The organism is Duncaniella sp. C9 (assembly GCF_004803935.1).
Lineage (GTDB): Bacteria > Bacteroidota > Bacteroidia > Bacteroidales > Muribaculaceae > Duncaniella > Duncaniella muris.
Window position 1 is genome coordinate 1,402,992 of record NZ_CP039547.1, and the last position, 21,240, is coordinate 1,424,231.

The 21,240-nt window shown below is 49.0% G+C and carries 17 protein-coding genes and 1 tRNA gene; 8 read left to right on the forward strand and 10 right to left on the reverse strand.

The features are described from left to right. Nucleotide 1 precedes the first annotated feature (1 nt). From E7745_RS05705 to E7745_RS05715, 3 genes are all read left to right on the forward strand, one after another. Nucleotides 2–943, forward strand: a complete 942-nt coding sequence (locus E7745_RS05705; RefSeq protein ID WP_136408458.1) for a DUF3408 domain-containing protein — start codon at nt 2–4, stop codon at nt 941–943. A 282-nt stretch (nt 944–1,225) separates the two neighbouring features. Then, entirely contained in the window at nt 1,226–2,485 is a 1,260-nt protein-coding gene (locus E7745_RS05710) for a site-specific integrase (RefSeq protein ID WP_136408459.1), read from the forward strand. Nucleotides 2,486–2,495: 10 nt separating this feature from the next. Beyond that, nucleotides 2,496–2,870, forward strand: coding sequence for a hypothetical protein (locus E7745_RS05715; protein ID WP_136408460.1), 375 nt, complete (start codon nt 2,496–2,498; stop codon nt 2,868–2,870). Nucleotides 2,871–3,615: 745 nt separating this feature from the next. On the opposite strand, the gene E7745_RS05720 is transcribed toward E7745_RS05715, so the two are convergent. Together E7745_RS05720 and E7745_RS05725 are read right to left on the reverse strand one after the other, a co-directional pair. Further along, nucleotides 3,616–4,458, reverse strand: a complete 843-nt coding sequence (locus E7745_RS05720; protein ID WP_160631798.1) for a phosphatase PAP2 family protein — start codon at nt 4,456–4,458, stop codon at nt 3,616–3,618. Nucleotides 4,459–4,842: 384 nt separating this feature from the next. Continuing rightward, nucleotides 4,843–6,066, reverse strand: a complete 1,224-nt coding sequence (locus E7745_RS05725) for an IS4 family transposase (RefSeq protein ID WP_136408462.1) — start codon at nt 6,064–6,066, stop codon at nt 4,843–4,845. Between the two features lie 561 nt (nt 6,067–6,627). On the opposite strand from E7745_RS05725, the gene E7745_RS05730 reads away from it, so the two are divergent. Then, nucleotides 6,628–7,011 (forward strand): hypothetical protein, encoded by a 384-nt coding sequence (locus tag E7745_RS05730; protein WP_124076404.1) that lies wholly within the window; start codon nt 6,628–6,630, stop codon nt 7,009–7,011. Nucleotides 7,012–7,017: 6 nt separating this feature from the next. Beyond that, nucleotides 7,018–8,403: a relaxase/mobilization nuclease domain-containing protein gene (locus E7745_RS05735; RefSeq protein WP_124076402.1), complete on the forward strand. Its 1,386-nt coding sequence runs from the start codon at nt 7,018–7,020 to the stop codon at nt 8,401–8,403. 46 nt (nt 8,404–8,449) lie between these two features. On the opposite strand, the gene E7745_RS05740 is transcribed toward E7745_RS05735, so the two are convergent. The 4 genes from E7745_RS05740 to E7745_RS05755 all read right to left on the reverse strand — a co-directional run bounded on the left by E7745_RS05740 (nt 8,450) and on the right by E7745_RS05755 (nt 12,567). After that, a complete protein-coding gene (locus E7745_RS05740; RefSeq protein WP_124076400.1) occupies nt 8,450–9,136 on the reverse strand; it encodes an SDR family oxidoreductase in 687 nt (228 codons plus the stop codon). Between the two features lie 4 nt (nt 9,137–9,140). Next, nucleotides 9,141–11,237, reverse strand: coding sequence for a TonB-dependent receptor (locus E7745_RS05745; RefSeq protein ID WP_136408463.1), 2,097 nt, complete (start codon nt 11,235–11,237; stop codon nt 9,141–9,143). Between the two features lie 66 nt (nt 11,238–11,303). Beyond that, nucleotides 11,304–11,882: a Crp/Fnr family transcriptional regulator gene (locus tag E7745_RS05750; RefSeq protein WP_124076113.1), complete on the reverse strand. Its 579-nt coding sequence runs from the start codon at nt 11,880–11,882 to the stop codon at nt 11,304–11,306. A gap of 612 nt (nt 11,883–12,494) precedes the next feature. Beyond that, nucleotides 12,495–12,567, reverse strand: a tRNA-Phe gene (locus tag E7745_RS05755). Between the two features lie 658 nt (nt 12,568–13,225). Between E7745_RS05755 and E7745_RS05760 the strand changes: the two genes are divergently transcribed. The 3 genes from E7745_RS05760 to E7745_RS05770 all read left to right on the forward strand — a co-directional run bounded on the left by E7745_RS05760 (nt 13,226) and on the right by E7745_RS05770 (nt 16,739). Next, entirely contained in the window at nt 13,226–14,077 is an 852-nt protein-coding gene (locus E7745_RS05760; RefSeq protein ID WP_107032316.1) for a DUF3737 family protein, read from the forward strand. A gap of 77 nt (nt 14,078–14,154) precedes the next feature. Beyond that, nucleotides 14,155–15,330, forward strand: a complete 1,176-nt coding sequence (locus E7745_RS05765) for a MalY/PatB family protein (RefSeq protein WP_136408464.1) — start codon at nt 14,155–14,157, stop codon at nt 15,328–15,330. 8 nt (nt 15,331–15,338) lie between these two features. Further along, the gene (locus tag E7745_RS05770; RefSeq protein ID WP_240740376.1) at nt 15,339–16,739 is read left to right on the forward strand and encodes an MATE family efflux transporter; all 1,401 of its coding nucleotides are present in this window, start codon (nt 15,339–15,341) and stop codon (nt 16,737–16,739) included. A gap of 144 nt (nt 16,740–16,883) precedes the next feature. On the opposite strand, the gene ilvC is transcribed toward E7745_RS05770, so the two are convergent. The 4 genes from ilvC to ilvB all read right to left on the reverse strand — a co-directional run bounded on the left by ilvC (nt 16,884) and on the right by ilvB (nt 21,178). Continuing rightward, nucleotides 16,884–17,927, reverse strand: coding sequence for a ketol-acid reductoisomerase (gene ilvC, locus E7745_RS05775; protein WP_107032259.1), 1,044 nt, complete (start codon nt 17,925–17,927; stop codon nt 16,884–16,886). Nucleotides 17,928–18,003: 76 nt separating this feature from the next. Next, nucleotides 18,004–18,750: an acyl-[acyl-carrier-protein] thioesterase gene (locus E7745_RS05780; RefSeq protein WP_123399506.1), complete on the reverse strand. Its 747-nt coding sequence runs from the start codon at nt 18,748–18,750 to the stop codon at nt 18,004–18,006. Nucleotides 18,751–18,844: 94 nt separating this feature from the next. Next, on the reverse strand, nt 18,845–19,408 hold the full coding sequence (ilvN, locus tag E7745_RS05785) for an acetolactate synthase small subunit (RefSeq protein WP_107032261.1): 564 nt from the start codon (nt 19,406–19,408) through the stop codon (nt 18,845–18,847). A 45-nt stretch (nt 19,409–19,453) separates the two neighbouring features. Then, a complete protein-coding gene (gene ilvB / locus E7745_RS05790; protein WP_123399508.1) occupies nt 19,454–21,178 on the reverse strand; it encodes a biosynthetic-type acetolactate synthase large subunit in 1,725 nt (574 codons plus the stop codon). Between the last annotated feature and the right edge of the window lie 62 nt (nt 21,179–21,240).

Below are 21,240 nucleotides of genomic sequence, written 5' to 3' on the forward strand. Positions count from 1 at the left end.
TATGGCGAAATCAAATCCAGATAGGTTTGCCGAGCCTACGATTATCGGCACAGAGTCCGAGGCGCGTCAATACGTCAATCGGGCGGGTGCGACTCAGACTGCGCCCAAGAGAGAATCAAGAACAACCAAGAAGTTCGATGCTGAGGAATTTCTCCGACAAGAAGAGGAAATTTCCAAAGCAGAGGCTGAACAACTCAGAAGGACTGAGGTTCTCATGAACGAATACTCATTACCGTGGAACATCGATGATGGCAAGCCTCCGTTTCCCAGCATGGAATTAAATCCTTGTGCGGTCAGATGGGAACCTGCAAATCTCGAAGAGTTCATCCGCGAGCATGGCGAGGAGTTCAAGATATTCAAAAATGCCAAGCTGACTAATCAGTCATGCAATCAAAGCTCTGACCAATCAGAGCCTCAGCGAGACAAGGCATCAGAGACTCGAAAGCCGAAAGATATGGTTGAACTGGAACACCAGTGTACCGATACAACGGTTATACCACCGAAAAAAGCAAAGTCATCTTCAAAAAACGAAGCGGAGGAGAGGTCAGAGGTTATGCCGAAAGATACACCGCCAAGCGACTCTGAGAGCGAACACAAGACCGTATCCGAGGATTTGACAACCGGAAAACAGTCTGACATCCCGGTAGAGGAAGAGCAGACCAGCACCGTGGAACAGTCAAAGAAATCGCGCGTCAGTGCCAAAATGGTGGATGCCGATTTCGATGCGTTAAGACACGCCTATCTCCGCATCGTCAGCCTCGGCGAGAAGAAACCGGTGTTTCTTCCTCTCGAACTTCGCGACTCTCTGGAGAAACTCGCACGGGTGAGTGGTGTACCGAATCTCGCACCGTCACATATCGTCATCAACATTCTCAAAGCGTTCTTTGACGATAACCGCGAACTTATCAACCGCAAACTCTCAGGTGAGAAATTAAGAATCTGAAATCTATGTGATTCAGGGTGCGGTGGTATCCATCCACAGGGGTAATGGAGGGGCTAAGCGAGGTTAGTATTTTGCCATATATTCACTGATATTCAAATACATTCATTGCCATTCATTTTCAAATAGTCATATCGCAAAGTATTTCTATGCTTTTGCCTTAATTTGCCCTTATTTTCGCATTTAGTACACAATTAGTACGATTAGATTGTTAATATCTGTTGTGAGCCGTTTTCACGTTTGATTACGCCTCATTACCTTTGCATCAAACAAAGATAATCACCTATGGCTAAAGTAGAAAGCAAGAACAAACAGAACCCGAAACTCGTGCAGTCCGAATTGCAGGACGGTCGGGCAAGCCTTGCGTTGGAGTATTATCTCGGACGCAACGAAACCCCGGTGCTTGATGAAAACGGCAACCATGTCCTCTATACCGAGGGGGCGATGAAAGGAAAACCGAAATATAGAATCAAGCATATCCGCAAACGAGAGGTGCTGAACCTCTATATATGGCTATACCCTCGCAACCAGCAGGAACGCACCCAAAACAAGAATACTCTCGCACTCGCCGAGAAGATACGGTTTGAGCGTGAGCAGGAATTTCTCGAAGACCGTGAGGGATACCGACTGAAAAAGGACGGTGAGAACGACTTTATCAAATACTTCCGCAAACATTGGGAGAACGAGTTGTATTCAAAGCCAGTGAGAACTACCTACAAGACCTCTTACAACCGCTTTATGAGATTCCTTGAGGCTACACCACGCTTCCAACGTTACACATCGTTTCTGCGCATGGAATTGATTACACCCGAAATGGTGACGAGTTTCACAGACTATCTGAAGAAAGTCGCCAAAGGAGAGGGAGCGCATAAGTCATACTATATGTTCCGAACCGTAATTCTCCATGCGATAGAAGAAGGACTGATGAAAAAGAATCCGTGCAAAGGAATCGTAATCCACCGTGACGTGAACACGCTGAAAAAAGAGATACTGACAATGGATGAAATCAAACGCCTTGCCGCCACTCATTACGAGGGTGAGGACACGGCACTGCAACGAGCATTTCTCTTTTGCTGTTTCACCGGCATACGCTGGTGTGACACCGTGAGCCTCACACACGCCAATGTCGATTTCTCGGCAAAGATACTCCGATTCAACCAACAAAAGACCGAGGGGCGTAGCGCACACAGCGGTGTCACAATCCCATTAAGTCCAACGTTGCTGAAACTCATCGGGAATCCTATACAACACACTTCCGAAAAAATATTCAATATCACCTGCTACCGCACAACCGCAATCACACGCTTGCAGAAATGGGTAAAGGCAGCAGGAATCAACAAGACTATCACATGGCATTGCGCCCGCCACAGTTTCGCTGTAAATGTGCTTGGTGCAGGAGCGAACATCAAGACCGTTGCCTCTCTAATGGGACATTCAAGTATCAAGATGACCGAGAAATATCTCCACGTCATTGACCAGCAGAAGCAGGACGCAATCAACAGCCTCGGCGACCTTGACTATGACTGCGAGGCGGTCAGCATGTAGATTTTACACCGTGGCATTTTTGACACTTTGGCACTTTTGGAACTCTCCGACCGACATCGGAGGGTTCTTCTTTTTCGGCGGTCATCATCCTCGGATTTTGGTTTGGTTCAGTATGGGGTGTATATATTGGGCTGATCCAAACCAAGACTATATGGGGCAGCGAAAAGAAAAAACGATGAAATACGCTTGCATTTTCTACATTATCCGCATTTTGGAACTTGAAAATGCAGGAAATGCAGATAGTGTGGCGGTGTCAGTCAACATTTTTCAGGAATTATCCCATTGCACACCTTGCATTCTTGCACACTTTGAAAATGCCAAAGTGTCAAAAATGCCACGGGGTAATATTGAAATAACACAGATACCACACACCCTTATTCCTTGATGAAGCTGACCCTTGATTGTGCAAAAGTGCAAAGAATGCAAGGGGGACAATGAGAAAAATCGGATTTTCGTAATCGGCAAGATACCGTCTGACTACCTCAAAAGGCTCTCTTCCGACGGTCGGATATAATCACTAAATTGCTACAGTCATTGCAGTGGATGTGTTGACTTAAACGAATACTGTCATTACACTGACTATCGTCATTATGACGATGAGAAAAAAAGGAGTGCAAGGATATGTTTCGGGATTCCTTTTTCTCCGAAAAGCCACCGCCGAAACCGCAGTCACTGCCGTGACCGCTCTTTGTTTTTCTCATTGCCATAGGAGGTCGTTTTAGGGTGGAGCGAGTTTATGCTTAGGTATTACCTGTAATCCCAAAACGCTCCACAACCTCATCACCCAGTAATGCCCTCTAACATCAATGATGAAATGACTGAATGACAAAGTGACCAATCATCCGGATGATTAAATGATTCGATGAATTGATGACTGAATGATTAATCATTTAGATGACAAAATGACTGAGTGACTAATCATCTAATCATTCAGTCATTTAATCATTCAGTCATTCCGTAAATCAATATCAAAACCAATGCAAAATACAACCACAACACCGTCGTGGAAATTACACCGACAGGAAATTCCTTAGCTCATTAGGGAATTTTCCGAGCCGCATTGACAAGTCAACGCTGAAAATATCCCGAATGAGCCAAAGGTTAACCTTTGGAAACCGTTGGCATGATTATTAGAAGGTGTATGCCAAGTTAATTGAGAAAGAATGCTCGGCAGGATTATAGACTGGTGATATGACGATGATATCTGAACATGGACTGTCCCATTTAAACCATCTTTGATATAACGGAAGCATCCAATAGCCTATCCTTGCAGATAGGATGCCTACACCTGCTCCCGCAATAACATCGTTTAGCCAATGGCGACCGTTATAAAGGCGCAGGAAAGCAACCCCAACAGCAACGCTATAAGCCCCTATTCCCATACCAAGCCCATATTCTTCTCTCATTAATTCTGCTCCGGTAAACACGGTGGCAGTATGTCCTGAGGGAAACGAATTCCTTGCATTGGAATCCGGTCTTTTTTCTTTGAATGAATATTTACCGATATTTGTAAACGCCGTCATGGTTAAGTAGGCGGTAGCTTCCACCACGACACGCTCTTTAAAACTATGTTTTGATTTGATACCGATTGATCCAAATGTCAGATACGTTATGGCAGGAAGATATTGGACATAATCATCGGCACGGAAGAAATGATTTCCACGCAGATTATCCATTCCATTTTTGATGTTTGTGTCTAACTTTTTGAATGCTCCATTGTATACTCCAAAAGTACCAACAGCTATAAGAACTCCTGGTAAAATTAGTTGTTTAGCATTGAATTTAGAACATTCAGGTTTGTACTGATTGAAAACTAATGTACTGTCAATCGACAAGGTGTTGACAGTCCGCTGTGTATCTTGAAAAATCATATCTGATGATTCTTCAAAATTGGATGTTTGGGCGTACCCAGAGACTTGTGAGGTAAGAAGCCCCAATGTTATCAGACCTCCTACCAATCCATTTTTGTTCATTGGCATATCGTTTGTGCGAATGCCAATGCTCATAAATCAAATTCGACGAATGCAAAAGCATGGGCAATGACTGCCCAGAATGCACCCGTCGGATTGGTGTTATGAACGGCAAGTCACGCCCATGCAATGCACGGACGTTCGCGACTTGTTCCTCATTCATAACACAATGAAATTTCCGACGTTTCATTCTGATTGGAACAAATAGCAAACGCTATTAATTATGTTATCAGAAGCCTCTGCCTCCGTTATTTTCAACTGCAAAGTTACAACTTTTTATGGCTCGTGTCAATAGCTTATTATTACTGTCCGCTAAACCATAAAAAGGCGAGTCCAACTTCCTGAACGGCAGAAGTTGGGCTTACTTTTTGTATTTGACAAGCCCCCTCAGCAGTTTTCAGGAACTTCGGGAGGCGATTCCGATGCTTCGGCGAGCATGATTTTCAGGTCTGCATCGGGCTGATTGAGGAACTTTTCGAGATTCAGGTAATACATCAGCACAATTCTGACGATTGTAGCAAGCCCTGAGAAGCTCCAACGTCTTTCGAGTTTGCTTTGAAGTACTGACAGCAGCAGATTTGCGATGAGTGTAACCCATATCTGGATTTTGATGGCGTTGGCGCTCTCGCCATAGAAGTATCTCAAGGGGAAGTTCTGTTTGATCTGCTTGAAAAGAGACTCTATCTGCCATCGGCGGCGGTATATCGCCACGATTATCTCTGGCGGCATGTCGAAGTCGTTGGTCAGAAGCGATATGAGTTTTGGCTTCCCGTTCTTCTTGATGTCAACGTATGTAATTATTCTGGCGATGTGGTTTATGCCGTCTTTACGGAACACCACGACCTGTTCACGGTATTCCATCAGTCCCTGCGGGTTCTGATGCATACAGTCTACAAGTACCTCATAACTGAGGTTTTTCTTCATTTTGGTGACATATACAACGCCACGGTCCGTCAGTTCCTCGAATTTGGCATAATTGATATAGGCGCGGTCAAGAGCGACTATCTCGTTGTGGCTGTAATGGCTCGGAGCAAGCATGAAAGAGTCATTGGTGGCCGCCGAAGTGAACTGCACATCGCAGGGAACCCCCTCGTTGGCGTGTATGACAGAGTGTACCTTTATGCCGCCTTTCTTCTTTCCCGTCTTGGGGTGTCGACCAACGCCCTTGAAAATAGCGTTGGAGAACAATGTGATTGTAGTGGAATCGATAATCCTAAGCTGCTTTATCCACTCTTCCGTGCCGTTGCGTCTGCTGTCCGATGAAAGAATGTCTTTGTTGGCTGCATACAGGTCGCGATAGACATCCTCAAAGAACTTCTCTGACCGTCGGGCATTTGCATCCGACAGGGTGCTGCGCTTTGGTACAGTATCAATTCCGACATGGTGCAGTTTGCGAACCTCCGCTGTCATAGATGTCTCTATCTCACGCAATGAGTCGAAGCGCTGGATCACGGCATAGAGCATCGTAAGCAGATGCGTATAGCCGTCAAAGCTCTTTACATACTTCTCTCCGCCGTGTTTTCGGCTGAATTCAACAATTTTTTCACGATTGAGTGATTTTATCAGCTGTCCATATATCGGCTGTCCGAAGAAATTACTACTTTTACTCATGGTTATTCATGGATTGTTTGGCGACACCAAAATAACCATTTAGGGCTGACTCCTGCAATAGGTGTCAGCCCTAATTTTTCAATCGCTCAAAAAAAGTTTAGCGGACAGTAATAATAGCTTATGAGAAAATAGGTTTGGTTTAGCCTTAGATATATACATCTATACCGAACCAAACCTATATATGTGCTGGGCAAAAGAGAAATGTCCGTATCAGTTTTTCTTTTCACCAGCCCATATCCCGACACCAACCTTACCACCGAAAGAAGAAAAATAAGGCAAATAAATAAAGTTAACTACCGCAAATTATCTATAAATCGTTTCTATTTGTTTTCAGCCAACTGTCTAAATAGTACAAATTTAGTACAATGGCACATAGTTATAGCATTGATAATCAACACAAATATACCCAAAGCTAAAATTGAGGTTAGATTTTTGTGATACAAAAATCGTCGCAACCATGTTGCTCCCCTCGCCACCCTCCATTACACCGGGTGGAGCGGTACACCGGTGTACCGAATCCGCTTTGCCCCTCCATTTTCAAACCCTCAATCCCCCACGCCAATGAAACCGAAATCCCCGACCCGCAAATCGAATCTCAAGGCAGGACACCGCAACGGCCGTCCCGCCTTGCCGGAAGAAGAACGTCAGTCCTACGTCCGGCACACGCGATACAACGAGGCTGAAAACACCCTCCTGCTTGCCAATGTCAAGCGCACGGGAATGAAAAATGTCAGCGAATATATCCGTTCGGTGACGCTCAATCCCCACATTGTTCCACGCCTCGATGAATCAGAAATGAGAATCGCCCGCAATCTCTCCAGCATGAGCAACAATTTCAACCAGCTCCTGCGTCTCTGCCATCAGCGCGGGCTCGACGCCATGGCCCGCGATGTGCAATACTACCTCAATCGTTTCCGCGAACTCTTCGCAAAATTAAGTTCTTAATTTCCTATGATAGCATATATAATAAGCGGCTCAGGCTTTGGCGGATGTGTCGATTATGTCACCCGCCGCAAGCTCGAAGAAAAGCTCTATAAGGAGCAGTCGAAAGGGCTGAAAGCCGATGAAAGGAAATATGAGAGCAACAAAGGAGAGGATATAATCGACCATCTTTCCAAAGACTGGAAACTCCTGTCTTCCTCCGGCGACATAAGGATATATGAAGGCCGCAAGGCTATGGCTGACGACATCGCCCGACCGTCGCGACAACGTAAGCCTATAAAAGACCCGGTCGGTCATATATCACTCGACTTTCATCCAGACGATGCTCCGAAGATGACGGACAAACTTATGACTGAGGTGGCGCAGGAATATATGAGGCAGATGGGGCTGACCAATACCCCGTACATAGTGGTACGACATTTTGACAAGGCACATCCGCACTGTCATATCGTTTTCAGCAGAGTTGACTATGACGGAAAGATTCTGACGCAGACCACCAACTTCAAGAAGAATGAGCGCGTCTGCAAGGCTCTCAATCTGAAACACCGTCTTACGCAGGGCAAGAGCAAACTTAATACAGATGTTTCAAAACTGAGGGGAAAAGATAAAATCCGTTACCCGCTTGTCCACAATATAGCCGGAGTGTACATCCGTCCGGAGATTCAGGACTGGAACTCGTTTCTCATTGCTCTTAAGCGGCAGGGTATAACGGTCAAGGAAAAGACCGGCCAATCAGGGAAAACGAATCTGTATTACTGCACTGGCAGACATGAATTCTGGTATAAGAAACTCGATCCCTTTTTCAGCCGCGAGAATCTTGAATTGAAATTCAAGGCTCGTCGAGAGAAACAACAAGCGGCAAAGACTCAACCCGGAACCGCACCACAGCCTAAACCGCAACGGCAGTCACAGCCTAAATCAAAGCATCCGGAGCCTATTGTTATCCCGCCATTGCCGGATATAGTATGCGGCGTAAAGATTGACCGACTAAAGCAACAAGCCTATCAGGAAGGCAAGTTCATCAGCATCGGAATCTGTGACCCCGGAGGCGTTGTGCCAATCAACCATTGGATTTGGTACGATTTCGACAAACGAGAACCCGTAATGAGCCGTACATATCCCTACGACCACAAAATTCCGGAAGCCTTCCTGCGACAACTGGCAGCAAAGCAATCCCCCGTATCGTCATCGCCGACTGCCGGAATCCGCCTATCATCGCCTTCTCTCGGTGGAAACATTCCTGAAGAACAAGGTTTCGCTCACGACAGAGGAATGCCGGACGACTTCAAGCACTTCCTTGAAATGCACCCCGGCATGAGCATCGAAGAGGCTTTACACCGTTTCCGTGACGAGCAGAAAGCAAAACTGCGACGAAAAGGGCCAAAACTACACTAATCAAAAAACCACCGAGAGAAAATCACTTCTTTCGGTGGATTTGTGTTTACATCAGATGTTTTAATGCAAAACTTATTATTCGCCATCGGCGAGTGACAATAAGCCTTTTTTGCTTCTTGTCAATTGCCTTGATTATTTTTCGACAGACCTTATCAAGAGGCATTACCCAGAACAGTCCTTCTCCTTTTGCCATACGGGTATCAACCAGTCCGGGACGAATCTCTGTGACAATTATATCCGTTCCTTTGGATTTGTTCTGCAAAGATTTCGTGTAATTTATCTGAAATGCCTTTGATGCGCTATATGATGGGGCAATAGGAGTAGGCTGTAATCCACCAACAGAGGTAATGGTAACAAGATGACCTGATTTCTGCCGTTCAAAGAGCCTGTAAATTGATGCTACGGTATTAGCCCAACCCATTACGTTTACAGAAAGAGTGGATAACTCTGTCTCGACATCCAACTTCGGATTAAGTTCTCCAATTCCTGCGCATATAATAGCCAAATCAATGTGTCGATGTTTGCGAATGATAGATTCCAAAGCGTTATCAAATGAGTCCGTTTGAGAAATATCACACACAACCGGCAGTGTATGTTCAGGACAATTTCGCGCCATATTGTCAAGCAGTTCTTTTCTTCTGCCGACGACGATTACATTATGTCCACTTGAAACATAATGCTCCCAAAGTCTGCGTCCGATGCCGGATGTAGCTCCTATAATTAGAATATTCATATTCCTATTTAATTATCGCGGAGTTCGCGCCTGACTGTTCGCCGACTTCATTGCCGCGCTGCACTTTTTTGCCGTAACCAAAAGTATAAGTCGCAGTTATATTGATACGAAAGTGGGATGATGTACCGATATTTTCTCTATATTCTGTATATAGCGGCGATTCTGTAACTATATCTGCACTGTTCCAACCCTTATTAAAAAAGTTTGCCGCCATTACCCTGACATTCCAGTCGGAATTAGCCCAGCCCACTGTAAGGCTGTGAAAGTTTCTATCTTTGTAAATTTGCGGTGATGAGGTGAACATCTGCTTACCGGATGACTGATAATATGCCTGAAAGTAGAAACTGTTGAGATAATATGTCGCTTGGGCTGTTATAGTGAAGGGATTATACGACTTATTATATATGCCGGTAGATTTGTAGAAAGACTGTTTGGGGCTTGCATAGAGTTGAAGTTTTCCTCCGAGCAGTTTCCAGTTTGCGGCAAGTCCTATTTCCTCTTTGATATAATTGCCACTGTTGTGGTAGTTTCTGATGAGAGCCTGACCGTTATTATATGGCTCATATATTATAATCTGTCGGTCAAAGTATTCCAAAAAATTACTAAAAGCGCTCATGCCGAAAGCGTTTGTCGGCATCCATGTATAGGCAACATTTAGTGTTACATGTCTGCTGTTTTTAAGCAGCGGATTACCGGTTATATACATATATTCATTTTCTTGCAGAATATCTGATGCCTTCTGGTTTATACCCGGGCTATTGGTGGCATATTGGAAATAAGCAGAAAAAGCATTTTTGGAGTTTGGCGAGAAACGAAGGTTGATATGTGTGAACGGATATGTGTCATTATATTTCTCCCCGTTAATGTCACTCCCTTCCCAACAAACTCCGGCATCAGCATAGAGGCTTATCTTTTGGGTCTGAAAATTATAGCATAGCATACCGGCGGCAAACGCATTGTGGAAGCGGTCATAATAGCTGTTTGTCCCGGAATAACGTAGCCGATTGATGTTGTCACCGCCGTTGACTCCAAGCATAGCAGTATGCTTTTGTCCTATGCGCTTTTGCAAATAAGCGTCAACTCTATAGTTGTAAGCGTTCTCACGGGCATTACGGACTATTTCAGGAGAATTTGATGTAGAATACGAAAGATTGTCGTTGCTATGCGTGTAATTGAAACGCGGTGAAATATCTATCGAAAACTGTTTAGGCAATGAGAAAAAGAAAGAGCCTTGATAGGCCAAAGAGTTGTTGCGATTTGGATTGCTCCTGTTGAAAGTATAGTTTTGCTCACTTCCAGGTTGATAGGTAAGATTACCTCGCTGGTCATAAACAGGGATATCTAAATGTGTAAAACCAACTGTATTGCGTATCTGTATTTTCTCCGAGGCGTATGTGGCACGAAAAGTTACAGGATACTGATTCTGCTTGTAATGCGAGTCATCAAGGGTTTCTGTTCGGATTAGCTGATAATCCTTACCGTCAGCATTTTTGAGCGAATAGATTCCTTTTACATTGTTTCCGATATGGTGGTTATTCCAATTGTTGGCTCCAACATAAAGGTCGTAAGTCATTTTCTTGTAAGAGAATTTTGAGAAAATGTTGTTGCGGCTTGAAAAGCCGACAAGGAAGTTTTCGTTTGTTGTCAGCTTTGTGTAACCACCATAAGCATATTCCTGAACAATAATATTAATTACACGCTGAGCACCTCGGAAACGAGGGTCAGTAGGAAATTCAAGATACTCGACTTTTTTCACGTCGGGAGTCCGCAGCCCTTCCATTTCCTCCTTTGATGCTTCGAGGAAATTTATAAAAATAGCCACCTCTCCACCGGCATTGTCAGTAACTGCTTCACTGACGGGATTTATTTGAATTTGAGACATAGCCATCTGACGCAAAAGATCGACTGCATTTTGTGAGGCGTTCTTTTGCTTGCCGGTTGGGATATAGGTTATCGAGGTCGGGGAGGTGCGTTGCATTTGCGCTTCGACAACAACCTCGTCAAGATGCTGTGTTTTGATGCTGTCGGGCGTTTCAGTCTGCGCGATTGCTGCAATCGCAAGAGAGGCGCAAAATATTGATGTGATGATTCGATTTATCATATTAAATCCTATTTGAAGTGCAAATATCGCCAAAATCTCCCGTTTGAAACTGAACAAATGTTCAATTCAGTCATTTTTATCCCCTTTTTCCTGCGATTTTTTTATTCTTAGAAGGTGCTGAGGAGAAATTTGGAGGTATGAAGCTAATTCCTTGAGCTTGATTTTGGAAACGATATCGGGGTATGAAGCTGCGAATTTACAATATCGTTCTGTCGGCGAAAGGACATATAGTTCAAGCAACCGGGTATAACACATTCTGAAAAGGGCATCTGATGCTGTGTAAAGGAAATTTGGCTCTGTTTGACACAACTTTTCCAACGCATATACGAATGGAAGTTGAAGCACTTCAGTCCGCACGGAAGCCACTTGTGATGCTAATGCCGGAATCTTCCTTATGCCATTATTGAAGTCGGTAACAAATTCTCCTGTCATTGCAAGTCCCACTACAGCCTCACTGCCATCAGATTTCAGGCAGGTATATCGACAATAGCCAGATTTTACAAGCGATATATGCCTCTCAGTATCACCCTGATGAAGTAGGTATTCCCCTTTCTCATAAATTACATGCTTACCCTCCCTCTCGCAAAGCTCTATGAGACCGGCGAGATTGACCTGCGACATATAAGAATTGAATATTTCTGCCAATTTATTTCAAAAACGCCGCCGTCAGCTCCAAACGGCTACTATATGATATGAAAAGCGCGAGCCAACTATGCACGTCCAAACTGATGGTCCTGAGAAAACCAATGATGCAGATGTAACAATAGTAGCCCACGCTATGCGCGTGAGAACCACTATGCTATCTCTTGCATCAAAACTAAAAGTTTCTCAGGTTTTCAGTTTGCAAGACGCATAACGCTTCTTATTTTCCAAAATGTCGTGGGCAGACTTACCTCAACCCGACCACAAAGATACGAATTTTTTATGGGAATTTAACGATTTAACGTGGTGACCCAGCAAAATTTTGGCTGAGGTCACCACATTTTTGAGGCCTGAATACGGTTAAAGTCTGTTAAAGTTTGGGCATTCGAGGCTGTGATGTGGGGTTGAATGTGCTTGAATGAATTTGGATGAATTTGAATTGTGCACTGATTATCAGTGTATTATATTGCCGCAAGAAAATATATATGCTTGTCATGACACGCATAACGCGCAATATTACAGCGTATTAGCGTGGGCATGGTGACTTTTGTGGTGACCCGGAAGGGCATATTTGAATAAAAGACCGCTAACTCATTGAGAATTAGCGGTCTTTTGTGGTGCCACCAGGAATCGAACCGGGGACACAAGGATTTTCAGTCCTTTGCTCTACCAACTGAGCTATGGCACCGTTTTTGTTTTGCGTTGCAAAGGTAGGGAGTTTTTTTTATTCCTGCAAATTTTTAATGAGCTTTTTTTGCATTTTTTTAGGCAAATGGGGCGAAATGGGCATTCAAATGGGATAAAATGGGCTTGAAATGGGTAAAAATGACTGAAAATTTGAGCTGAGAGGGTGTCGGATTATGAATTTTAGGTATGGAAGGTATGGTGATTGGCTTCGAGGTGGATGGATATTGGCTGGTATAGATAATAGTTGTATCGGGGATGGATATGGACCGGGTATAGGATAGATAGACCGGGTATAGATGGTAGGTACAAGTATAGATAGGGGCATAGATAATGGATGTATATGTATTAAGGGGGATATGAAAGGGTGTGAGATGGTGTGTGGAGATGGGCGCGGAGGTCGGGGCTGGGCTGATGTGGTAGGTGGGGTGGGATGTTGTGGCTGATGGGTGTGAACGTGGGGGAGGGAAGGTGGGCTGTGGGCGGTGGATTTTATCGGGAATATGGGTTGTGAATTCCGTTTTTAGGGTATGGGGAGTGTGGCGGGGCGGTTGTAATTTTGCAGTGTGGCCGGCGGCGATGTGTGTTGACGAGTGGTGACCGGTCTGTGTTTTCTGACTTTTTAGTAATTTTGCAATGTAAATAAGATGAATAAAGAGATTATGAATGTTATCCGTGATGAGGAATTCGGCGGTGAACGTCCGCTTTTTGCTTCGAAGGGTCTGCGGCTGGAGGGTGTGACTGTCCATGCCGGGGAGTCGGCTTTGAAGTGTTGTTCTGATGTCGTGGCCGAGGGCTGCCGTTTTGAGGGGAAGTATCCTTTCTGGCATGTGGACGGTTTTGAGATCAGTTTGTGTCTGTTCACTCCGGGGGCGCGTGCGGCGTTGTGGTATTCGAGGAATCTTGTGATGACCGATACGCTGGTCGAGGCTCCGAAGATGTTTCGCGAGATGGAGAATCTTTCGCTGACGCGTGTGAAGATTCCGGATGCGCAGGAGACTCTGTGGCATTGCCGCGGGGTGAAGCTGCGTGATGTGGAGGTGGGGAATGCCGATTATCTGTTCATGCATTCCGAGGATATTGATATTGACGGTTATCTGCAGAGGGGGAATTATTCGTTTCAGTATTGCCGGAATGTGGTGATCCGCAATGCGAGGATTGAGTCGAAGGATGCGTTCTGGAATACTGATAATGTGACGGTCTATGATTCGGAGCTTTCCGGTGAGTATCTTGGCTGGCATTCGCGCAATCTGCGTCTGGTGCGTTGCCGGATTTCCGGCACTCAGCCTTTGTGTTATTGCGAGGGGCTTGTGATGGAAGACTGCGAGATGGCGGATGATGCTGATCTGGCGTTTGAGGATTCATCGCTTGAGGCGACGGTGAATTCGTGCATCACGAGTGTGAAGAATCCGCGCACCGGTTCGATAAGGGCTGCGGGGATAGGGGAGACCATTATTGACGGTAATGTGCTTGCTCCTGCCGACTGCCGGATTGTTACTGAGGCCGGTTGCTGATCGGTATGTAAATGGAACTTAGGCGGTGGTGTTTTGTTATTCAGATTATAATATGTATATGATTTGCCGATATGAGTATGGATTTCGATTTTGACAAGGTGGTGCATCGCCGTGGCAGCGGGTGCATGAAATGGGATGAGCGTGACGATGTGTTGCCGCTCTGGGTTGCTGACATGGATTTCCGGACGGCTCCGTGTGTGGTTGAGGCGCTTCGCAGGCGTGTGGACCACGGGGTGTTCGGCTACACTCTGGTCGATGATGATTACTATGGTGCTCTTATCGATTGGTTCAGTTCGCGTCATCTTTATCCGTTCAGGCGTGAGGATGTGATCTATGTGCCGGGTGTGGTTCCTGCCATATCGGCTATCATCAAGGCTCTTGCGCCTGCGGGGTCGGGTGTGATAGTCCAGACTCCGGTCTACAATTGTTTTTTTTCTTCGATCCGCAACAATGGCTGCCGGATTGTGGAGAGTCCTCTGCGTCGGGTCGATCTGCCGGGCGGGGAGTTTACTTATGAGATGGATTTCGAGGGGCTGGAGAGGCTGGCGGCTGATCCCTCAAACGTGCTTATGCTGCTGTGTAATCCTCACAATCCCGCCGGGCGTGTATGGCGCCGGGAGGAGATTGAGCGCGTGGCGGAGATCTGCCGGAGAAACGGTGTGAGAGTGGTCAGCGATGAGATTCACTGTGAGCTGACCATGCCGGGTTACCGTTATGTGCCTTATGGGACGGTTGATCCGTCGGCCGTCGTGTGTCTGTCACCGTCAAAGGCTTTCAATACTGCCGGGCTTCAGATTGCCAACATCATCGTGGCTGATCCCGGAGAGCGTAAGCTGATTGACCGTGCGGTAAATATCAACGAGGTCTGCGATGTCAATCCCTTCGGAGTCGAAGCGCTGAAGGCTGCCTATTCGCCTGAAGGGAGTGAATGGCTCGATGCTCTGAGGGCATATATTTATGAAAATTACTGTCTGTTGCGCGAATATCTCGGACGTCGGCTTCCGCAGTGTGCGGTGGCTCGGCTGGAGGGCACTTATCTGCCGTGGGTCGATATCTCGAAGTTCGGATCTGATGCCGATGAACTTGCCGGCGGCTTGCTTGACAAGGCCGGTGTGTGGGTGAATTCCGGGTCGATGTATGGCGACGGAGCTTATCTGCGCATCAATATTGCCTGTCCTCGCCAGATTCTTGAAGAAGGGCTCGAACGGATATGCGGGTATCTTGAGGGGGCCTGCATGAACAATATAAACTGACCGGCGGCGTGGCAGACATTTCATTGATCAGATCAGGAGCGCCGCTGAGTTTCGGCAGTCAGCTCAGGCTGACACTCCAGTTGTCGTGGCCGGCAATGATGGCCCAGCTGTCGAGCATAATGATGCAGTATATCGATGCGGCGATGGTGGGGCGCCTTGGGGCTGACGATTCAGCGGCCGTGGGGCTTGTCTCCACGAGTCTGTGGCTCTTCTGGGGCATCTGTTCGGCGGTGACTGTTGGTTTTTCCGTGCAGGTGGCCCACCGTATAGGCGCGTCAGACCATGATGGGGCGCGGCGGATACTGCGTCAGTCTATAGTGGCCTGTCTGCTGTTCAGCCTTGCTGTTGTGGCTGTCGGAGCGGCCATAGCGTGGCCTCTGCCCGTCTGGCTTGGAGGGACAGAGGCCGTATGCGGCAAGGCTTCGCTCTATTTTCTTGTTTTTGTACTTGCTCTTCCGCTTCTCACCATGAATTATCTCGGAGGGGCTATGCTCAGGTGTGTCGGGAATATGAAGGTGCCCGGCGGGCTTAACGTGATGATGTGTGTGCTTGACATAATCTTCAACTTTTTCCTGATTTTCCCTACACGTGAAATCGGTCTTGGCTCTGTCAGTCTGACTGTGCCCGGCGCCGGTCTCGGAGTGCTTGGCGCGGCACTTGGCACTGTGTCGGCGGAGATTGTCACAGCGGGGCTGATGATGTGGTTTCTCTGCACACGCGAGAAGACCATCAGGCTCAAGGGGCATCCGGGAAGTTTCAGGCTTACGCGCCAGATCATCGGCAAGGCACTGCGCATATCGGCTCCGATGACGCTTGAACATGCCGTTATCTGCGGAGCGCAGATAGCGGTGACTGTCATAGTGGCTCCGCTTGGCATAATGGCTATAGCGGCCAATGCGTTTGCCGTTACGGCAGAGAGTATATGCTATATGCCCGGCTACGGGATAGGCGATGCCGCCACAACGCTGGTGGGGCAGAGCTATGGCGCGCAGCGCATGGACGTGGCGCGCCGTTTCGGCTATATCACCGTTGGGCTGGGTATGGTGATGATGACGGTGATGGGGGTTATCATGTATGTCTGCGCGCCGTGGGTCATGGAGCTGATGACGCCCGTCGGAGCGATCCAGACGCTTGGCGTAGAGTCGTTGCGCATAGAGGCATTTGCCGAGCCTATGTTTGCGGCGGCGATAGTGAGCTATGGTGTTATGGTCGGGGTTGGTGACACTATAGTGCCGGCCTGCATGAACTTCGGCAGCATCTGGCTTGTGCGTCTGCCATTGGCTGCGCTTTTGGCTCCGACAATGGGGCTTGCGGGGGTATGGACGGCCATGTGCATCGAACTGTGTTTCCGCGGGGCGATCTTTCTCTGGCGTCTGCTTTCAGGTGCGTGGCTTAAGAAGGGGATATGACAGATACGGTTACAGGAGACAGCCTGTCTCAATGATCCGTGGCGGCGACTGCGGTCTGAGGCTGATCGCGGCCGACAGAAAAGCCCCGGTCTGGCGGAAGGCGCGCAGACCGGGGCGATACGATATGGTGACTGATGCGGATGATCAGACGTTTTCGGGACGGAGTGTGCGCACGGTAGCACCGGCACGCCACATTTCGCTTTCGCGGAGAGCCTTGAGTTCTTCTTCAAGTTTCTCGCGGTAGTCGGCCTGGGTGTTGGAGTCGATGGAGCGCTGTGCCTCGCGTCCGGTCTTCACGCTCTCGTAGAGATCGTAGACCACGGGCTTGATGGCATCGTGGAACGGACCCATCCAGTCAAGAGCGCCGCGCTGTGCGGTGGTAGAGCAGTTGGCATACATCCAGTCCATACCCTTTGCTGCGAAGAGGGGCATGAGTGACTGGGTGAGTTCTTCGACGGTTTCGTTGAAGGCTTCAGAGGGAGTGTGGCCGTTTTCACGGAGCACTTCATACTGGGCGAGGAGGAGGCCCTGGATGGCGCCCATGAGTGAGCCGCGTTCGCCGGTGAGGTCGCTGACAGCTTCGCGCTGGAATGTGGTTTCGAAGAGGTAGCCTGAACCGATGCCGATGCCGAGGGCGAGTGTGCGGTCAAGCGCACGGCCAGTGGCGTCCTGGTAGACGGCGAAGCTTGAGTTGGTGCCTTTGCCTTCCTTGAAGAGGATGCGGAGCATTGTGCCTGATCCCTTGGGGGCTACCATGATGACGTCGACGTCAGCGGGAGGAACCACGCCGGTGCGGTCGCTCCAGTTGATGGCGAAGCCGTGGCTGAAATAGAGGGCTTTGCCGGGTGTGAGGTGCTCCTTTATGACAGGCCACTGTGAGATTACGGCTGCGTCGCTGAGAAGGCACATGATGATGGTGCCGCGCTTGCAGGCTTCTTCGATCGAGAAGAGTGTTTCGCCGGGAACCCAGCCGTCGGCCACTGCCTTGTCATAGGTCTTGCCTTCGCGCTGGCCTACTATCACGTTGAAGCCGTTGTCGCGGAGGTCGAGACCCTGGCCGGGGCCCTGGACTCCGTAGCCGATCACGGCGATTGTTTCGTCCTTGAGTACTTCGCGTGCTTTTTCGAGGGGGAATTCTTCGCGGGTGATGACTGTTTCTTCAACGCCGCCGAAATTTAATTTTGCCATAATTGAATAGGTGAATTAGTATATTTTTATGAATTTGTTCCTGAATGAATCTGTGAGGGGGGAGATGAAGGGTCTGTCAGCGCTCGCTGAAATGCAGGCGCGCTATGCAGCAGGGAGTATCGGCCACGGCGATCTGAGCGGTGGCTGTCTCCGGTGACTCCGCATGGGCCATGCGGCTGGCTGTGGCTGTCTCTCCATAGCGGGCTTCATGTTTGAACGCCACTTCGAAGCGGCTTATGCGCATGGAGTCATAGGTCTCAAGCGGCCACAGATCGGTGATAAGGTCGATGTAGCGCCGGGTGGTGACGTGGCGGTTTACATCGATGTCGGAGACGGCGAAACGATAGCTCATCTCGAAGTCTGAGCCAGAGAGCGGCAGGAGTTTTCCGCCGTTGTCAATGCCTGACGGTGCGCCGTCCACCATGTCGAAGCCTTTCCAGATGGGTGTGAGGTCTCCTGGGCGGCGGGTTGACATGTTGACGGCCATCCATGTGGAGTGGGCGCGGATCACGATGCGTCCGGTCTCGGCATCGGTCATTTCGAAATTTCTGTCGGAGAAGAGCCGGTTGACGTTTTCAATCCATGTGGTCATGCGGTATGTGCGGTTGACCGACGGGCTTTCGGCAATGTCGATAGTCAGCCGGCTCAGCACCCAGGATATCCCTTCGCTGATCATACGGTCGAAACCTATGCCGAGCCTGTTGGCATGGGCCGTGGCGGTGTCGATGATCGTGGTGACCAGACGTGACAGCGGCATCTCGCGCTGAGAGTTGACTTCCGCTGCCGTTAAGAAAAATTCTGTGGTATATCTTTTGTCTGCCATATGACTGTTTATGGAGAGAACTTTGGGTGTGTGGTAGGGAGGGGTGACGGAGAGTGCGGCTTTAGAGGTTTAGAGGTTGTCTAAAAACAATCTCTTATTCCTCGGAGGTGTCACACAGGGCCTTGCCTCGCGCTTCCTGCTCTTCGAGATAGCGGGTGAAGTGTTCGGTGGGCGACTTGGTGATGCAGATGCGGCCCGAACGGATGAACTGCAGGATGCCGTATTTGGCAAGCAGCTCGTAGAGGGCCTGGGTCTCGCTCTCGTGGCCGGTTTTTTCGAGTATGGTGTACTCGCGGGTGAGTTCGAGAATGCGGGCGTTGTGCACGCGGATGATGCGCTCGAAATCTTTCTCATCGAGAAGTTTCTGGGTGGGCACCTTGTAGAGGGCCACTTCCTGATAGACGATCTCGTCATCGGTATAGAGGAATGCGCGGAGCACGTCAATGCAGCGTTCAATCTGGCTGATGACTTTCTCCATTGTCTCACGGTCGCTGTTGCAGGTGAAGTTCATCTTGTGGATGCCGTGGACCGAGCTTGCGCTTGACGAAACACTTTCGAGGTTGAGGCCGCGGCGGGTGAAGATGATGGAGATGCGGTTGAGCAGACCCACCTGGTTTTCGGTGAATACGGATATGGTGAACAGTTGTTTCTTTTCCATCCTGTTATAGTGGCTTGCGGTTGAAAGTTGGGCCGACGCGGGTGGTCAGGCCTCGTATTTGTCTGTGGCGTTGATAAGAATGTTGTCAATGGCCGAGCCGGGGGTGACCATCGGGAAGACCATGTCAGTCGGGTCGATATTGACGTTGAGCAGATAGGCTCCGTCGTGGGCGGCCATGCGGGCTATGGCGCTGTCAAGCTCGGCACGGCAGCTGACATTTTCAGCCGGAATGCCGTAGGCGGCGGCGATCGCCACGAAGTCGGGGTTGACCATCGGGGTGGCCGAGAAGCGGTTGTTGTAGAACATGGCCTGCCACTGGCGCACGTTGCCGAGATAGTTGTTGTTGAGAAGTACCATTTTTACCCCTATGCGGTATTCAAGGATGGTTCCGAGTTCCTGCATGGTCATCTGGAAGCCGCCGTCGCCCATGAAGGCGAGCACTTCGCGGGAGGGTTCGGCGAGTTTGGCGCCGATTGCAGCGGGAAGGCAGAAGCCCATTGTGCCGAGGCCGCCGGAGGTGATCATGCTCTTGGGCATGGTGTAGGATGAATAGCGGGCGCTCATCATCTGGTTCTGGCCCACGTCAGTGACCACGATGGCTTTGTTGCCGGTGGCCTCAGACAGTTTTCTGACCACTTCGCCCATGCGCATCGGTGATTCCGGACCAAGGTCTTTCGGATCGGTCTCGCGTTCGATCACTTCGGCCTGTTCCACATTCTCCGGGCGTTCGAAGGTTGTGAGCCATTCCTTGCGGTCGGCTTTATTGATCTGGGGGAGGAGTGCGCGCAGGGCGGTCTTGGCATCGGCGTGGATGGCTATGTGTGCTTTGACGTTTTTATTGAATTCGGCGCTGTCGATGTCGATGTGTATGATCTTGGCCTGTGGTGCATATGATTTGATCACTCCGGTGACGCGGTCGTCGAAGCGCATTCCGACGGCAAGGATCACATCGGCATTGTTGGTAGCGATGTTGGGCCCGATGTTGCCGTGCATTCCGACCATGCCTTTGTTGAGCGGATGTTCTGAAGGTATGGTCGAGAGTCCGAGCAGCGTGGTGGCCACGGGGATGTCGGCTTTCTCGGCGAGAGCAAGCAGATCGGTTTCGGCTTCAGAGAGCATTACGCCGTGACCGGAGAGTATCAGCGGTCTTTCCGAGCGGTTGATGAGTGCTGCGGCCGAGATTATTTCGCCGGGCTGCAGTTCAGGTGCCGGATTGTAGCTGCGGATATAGTTTGTCTTCTTGTAGCTCCAGTCGAGAGTTCCTACCTGGGCGTCGCGTGTGATGTCAAGCACCACGGCTCCAGGGCGGCCGGTGGTGGCGATGTAGAAAGCGCGGGCCATCGCCCAGGGAATTTCTTCCGGGCGTCGGATCTGGTAGGCCCATTTGGTTATAGGCTGAGTGATGCCGATGACGTCGGTTTCCTGAAAGGCATCGGTGCCGAGCGAGGCTACTCCTACCTGGCCGGTAATGACCACTATGGGGGTGCAGTCAATGTTGGCGTCGCCGAGTCCGGTGATGACGTTTGTGGCTGCAGGGCCGGAGGTTACTGTGACGACTCCCACACGGCCTGATGCGCGGGCATAGCCCTGGGCGGCATGGACAGCGCCTTGCTCGTGGCGTGTCAGGATGTGGCGGAGCGAGTCTGTGAAATCATAAAGTTTGTCGTAGAAGGGCATAATCTGGCCGCCCGGATAGCCGAAGATAGTGTCTACTCCTTCGGCAAGCAATGCGCGGCATATTGCCTCGGCTCCTGTGATGCGTTCACTCATACTTATATGGGTCTGAAATTGATAGCGTGTGTTGTGTATGTGGCAGAGAAGAGTGTTATGAG

Bases quoted from the DNA above. Each gene is read 5' to 3' on its own strand.
- E7745_RS05705 (WP_136408458.1), top strand. From the start codon at position 2: ATGGCGAAATCAAATCCAGATAGGTTTGCCGAGCCTACGATTATCGGC.
- E7745_RS05710 (WP_136408459.1), top strand. From the start codon at position 1,226: ATGGCTAAAGTAGAAAGCAAGAACAAACAGAACCCGAAACTCGTGCAG.
- E7745_RS05720 (WP_160631798.1), bottom strand. From the start codon at position 4,458: ATGAACAAAAATGGATTGGTAGGAGGTCTGATAACATTGGGGCTTCTT.
- E7745_RS05725 (WP_136408462.1), bottom strand. From the start codon at position 6,066: ATGAGTAAAAGTAGTAATTTCTTCGGACAGCCGATATATGGACAGCTG.
- E7745_RS05730 (WP_124076404.1), top strand. From the start codon at position 6,628: ATGAAACCGAAATCCCCGACCCGCAAATCGAATCTCAAGGCAGGACAC.
- E7745_RS05735 (WP_124076402.1), top strand. From the start codon at position 7,018: ATGATAGCATATATAATAAGCGGCTCAGGCTTTGGCGGATGTGTCGAT.
- E7745_RS05740 (WP_124076400.1), bottom strand. From the start codon at position 9,136: ATGAATATTCTAATTATAGGAGCTACATCCGGCATCGGACGCAGACTT.
- E7745_RS05745 (WP_136408463.1), bottom strand. From the start codon at position 11,237: ATGATAAATCGAATCATCACATCAATATTTTGCGCCTCTCTTGCGATT.
- E7745_RS05760 (WP_107032316.1), top strand. From the start codon at position 13,226: ATGAATGTTATCCGTGATGAGGAATTCGGCGGTGAACGTCCGCTTTTT.
- E7745_RS05765 (WP_136408464.1), top strand. From the start codon at position 14,155: ATGGATTTCGATTTTGACAAGGTGGTGCATCGCCGTGGCAGCGGGTGC.
- ilvC (WP_107032259.1), bottom strand. From the start codon at position 17,927: ATGGCAAAATTAAATTTCGGCGGCGTTGAAGAAACAGTCATCACCCGC.
- E7745_RS05780 (WP_123399506.1), bottom strand. From the start codon at position 18,750: ATGGCAGACAAAAGATATACCACAGAATTTTTCTTAACGGCAGCGGAA.
- ilvN (WP_107032261.1), bottom strand. From the start codon at position 19,408: ATGGAAAAGAAACAACTGTTCACCATATCCGTATTCACCGAAAACCAG.
- ilvB (WP_123399508.1), bottom strand. From the start codon at position 21,178: ATGAGTGAACGCATCACAGGAGCCGAGGCAATATGCCGCGCATTGCTT.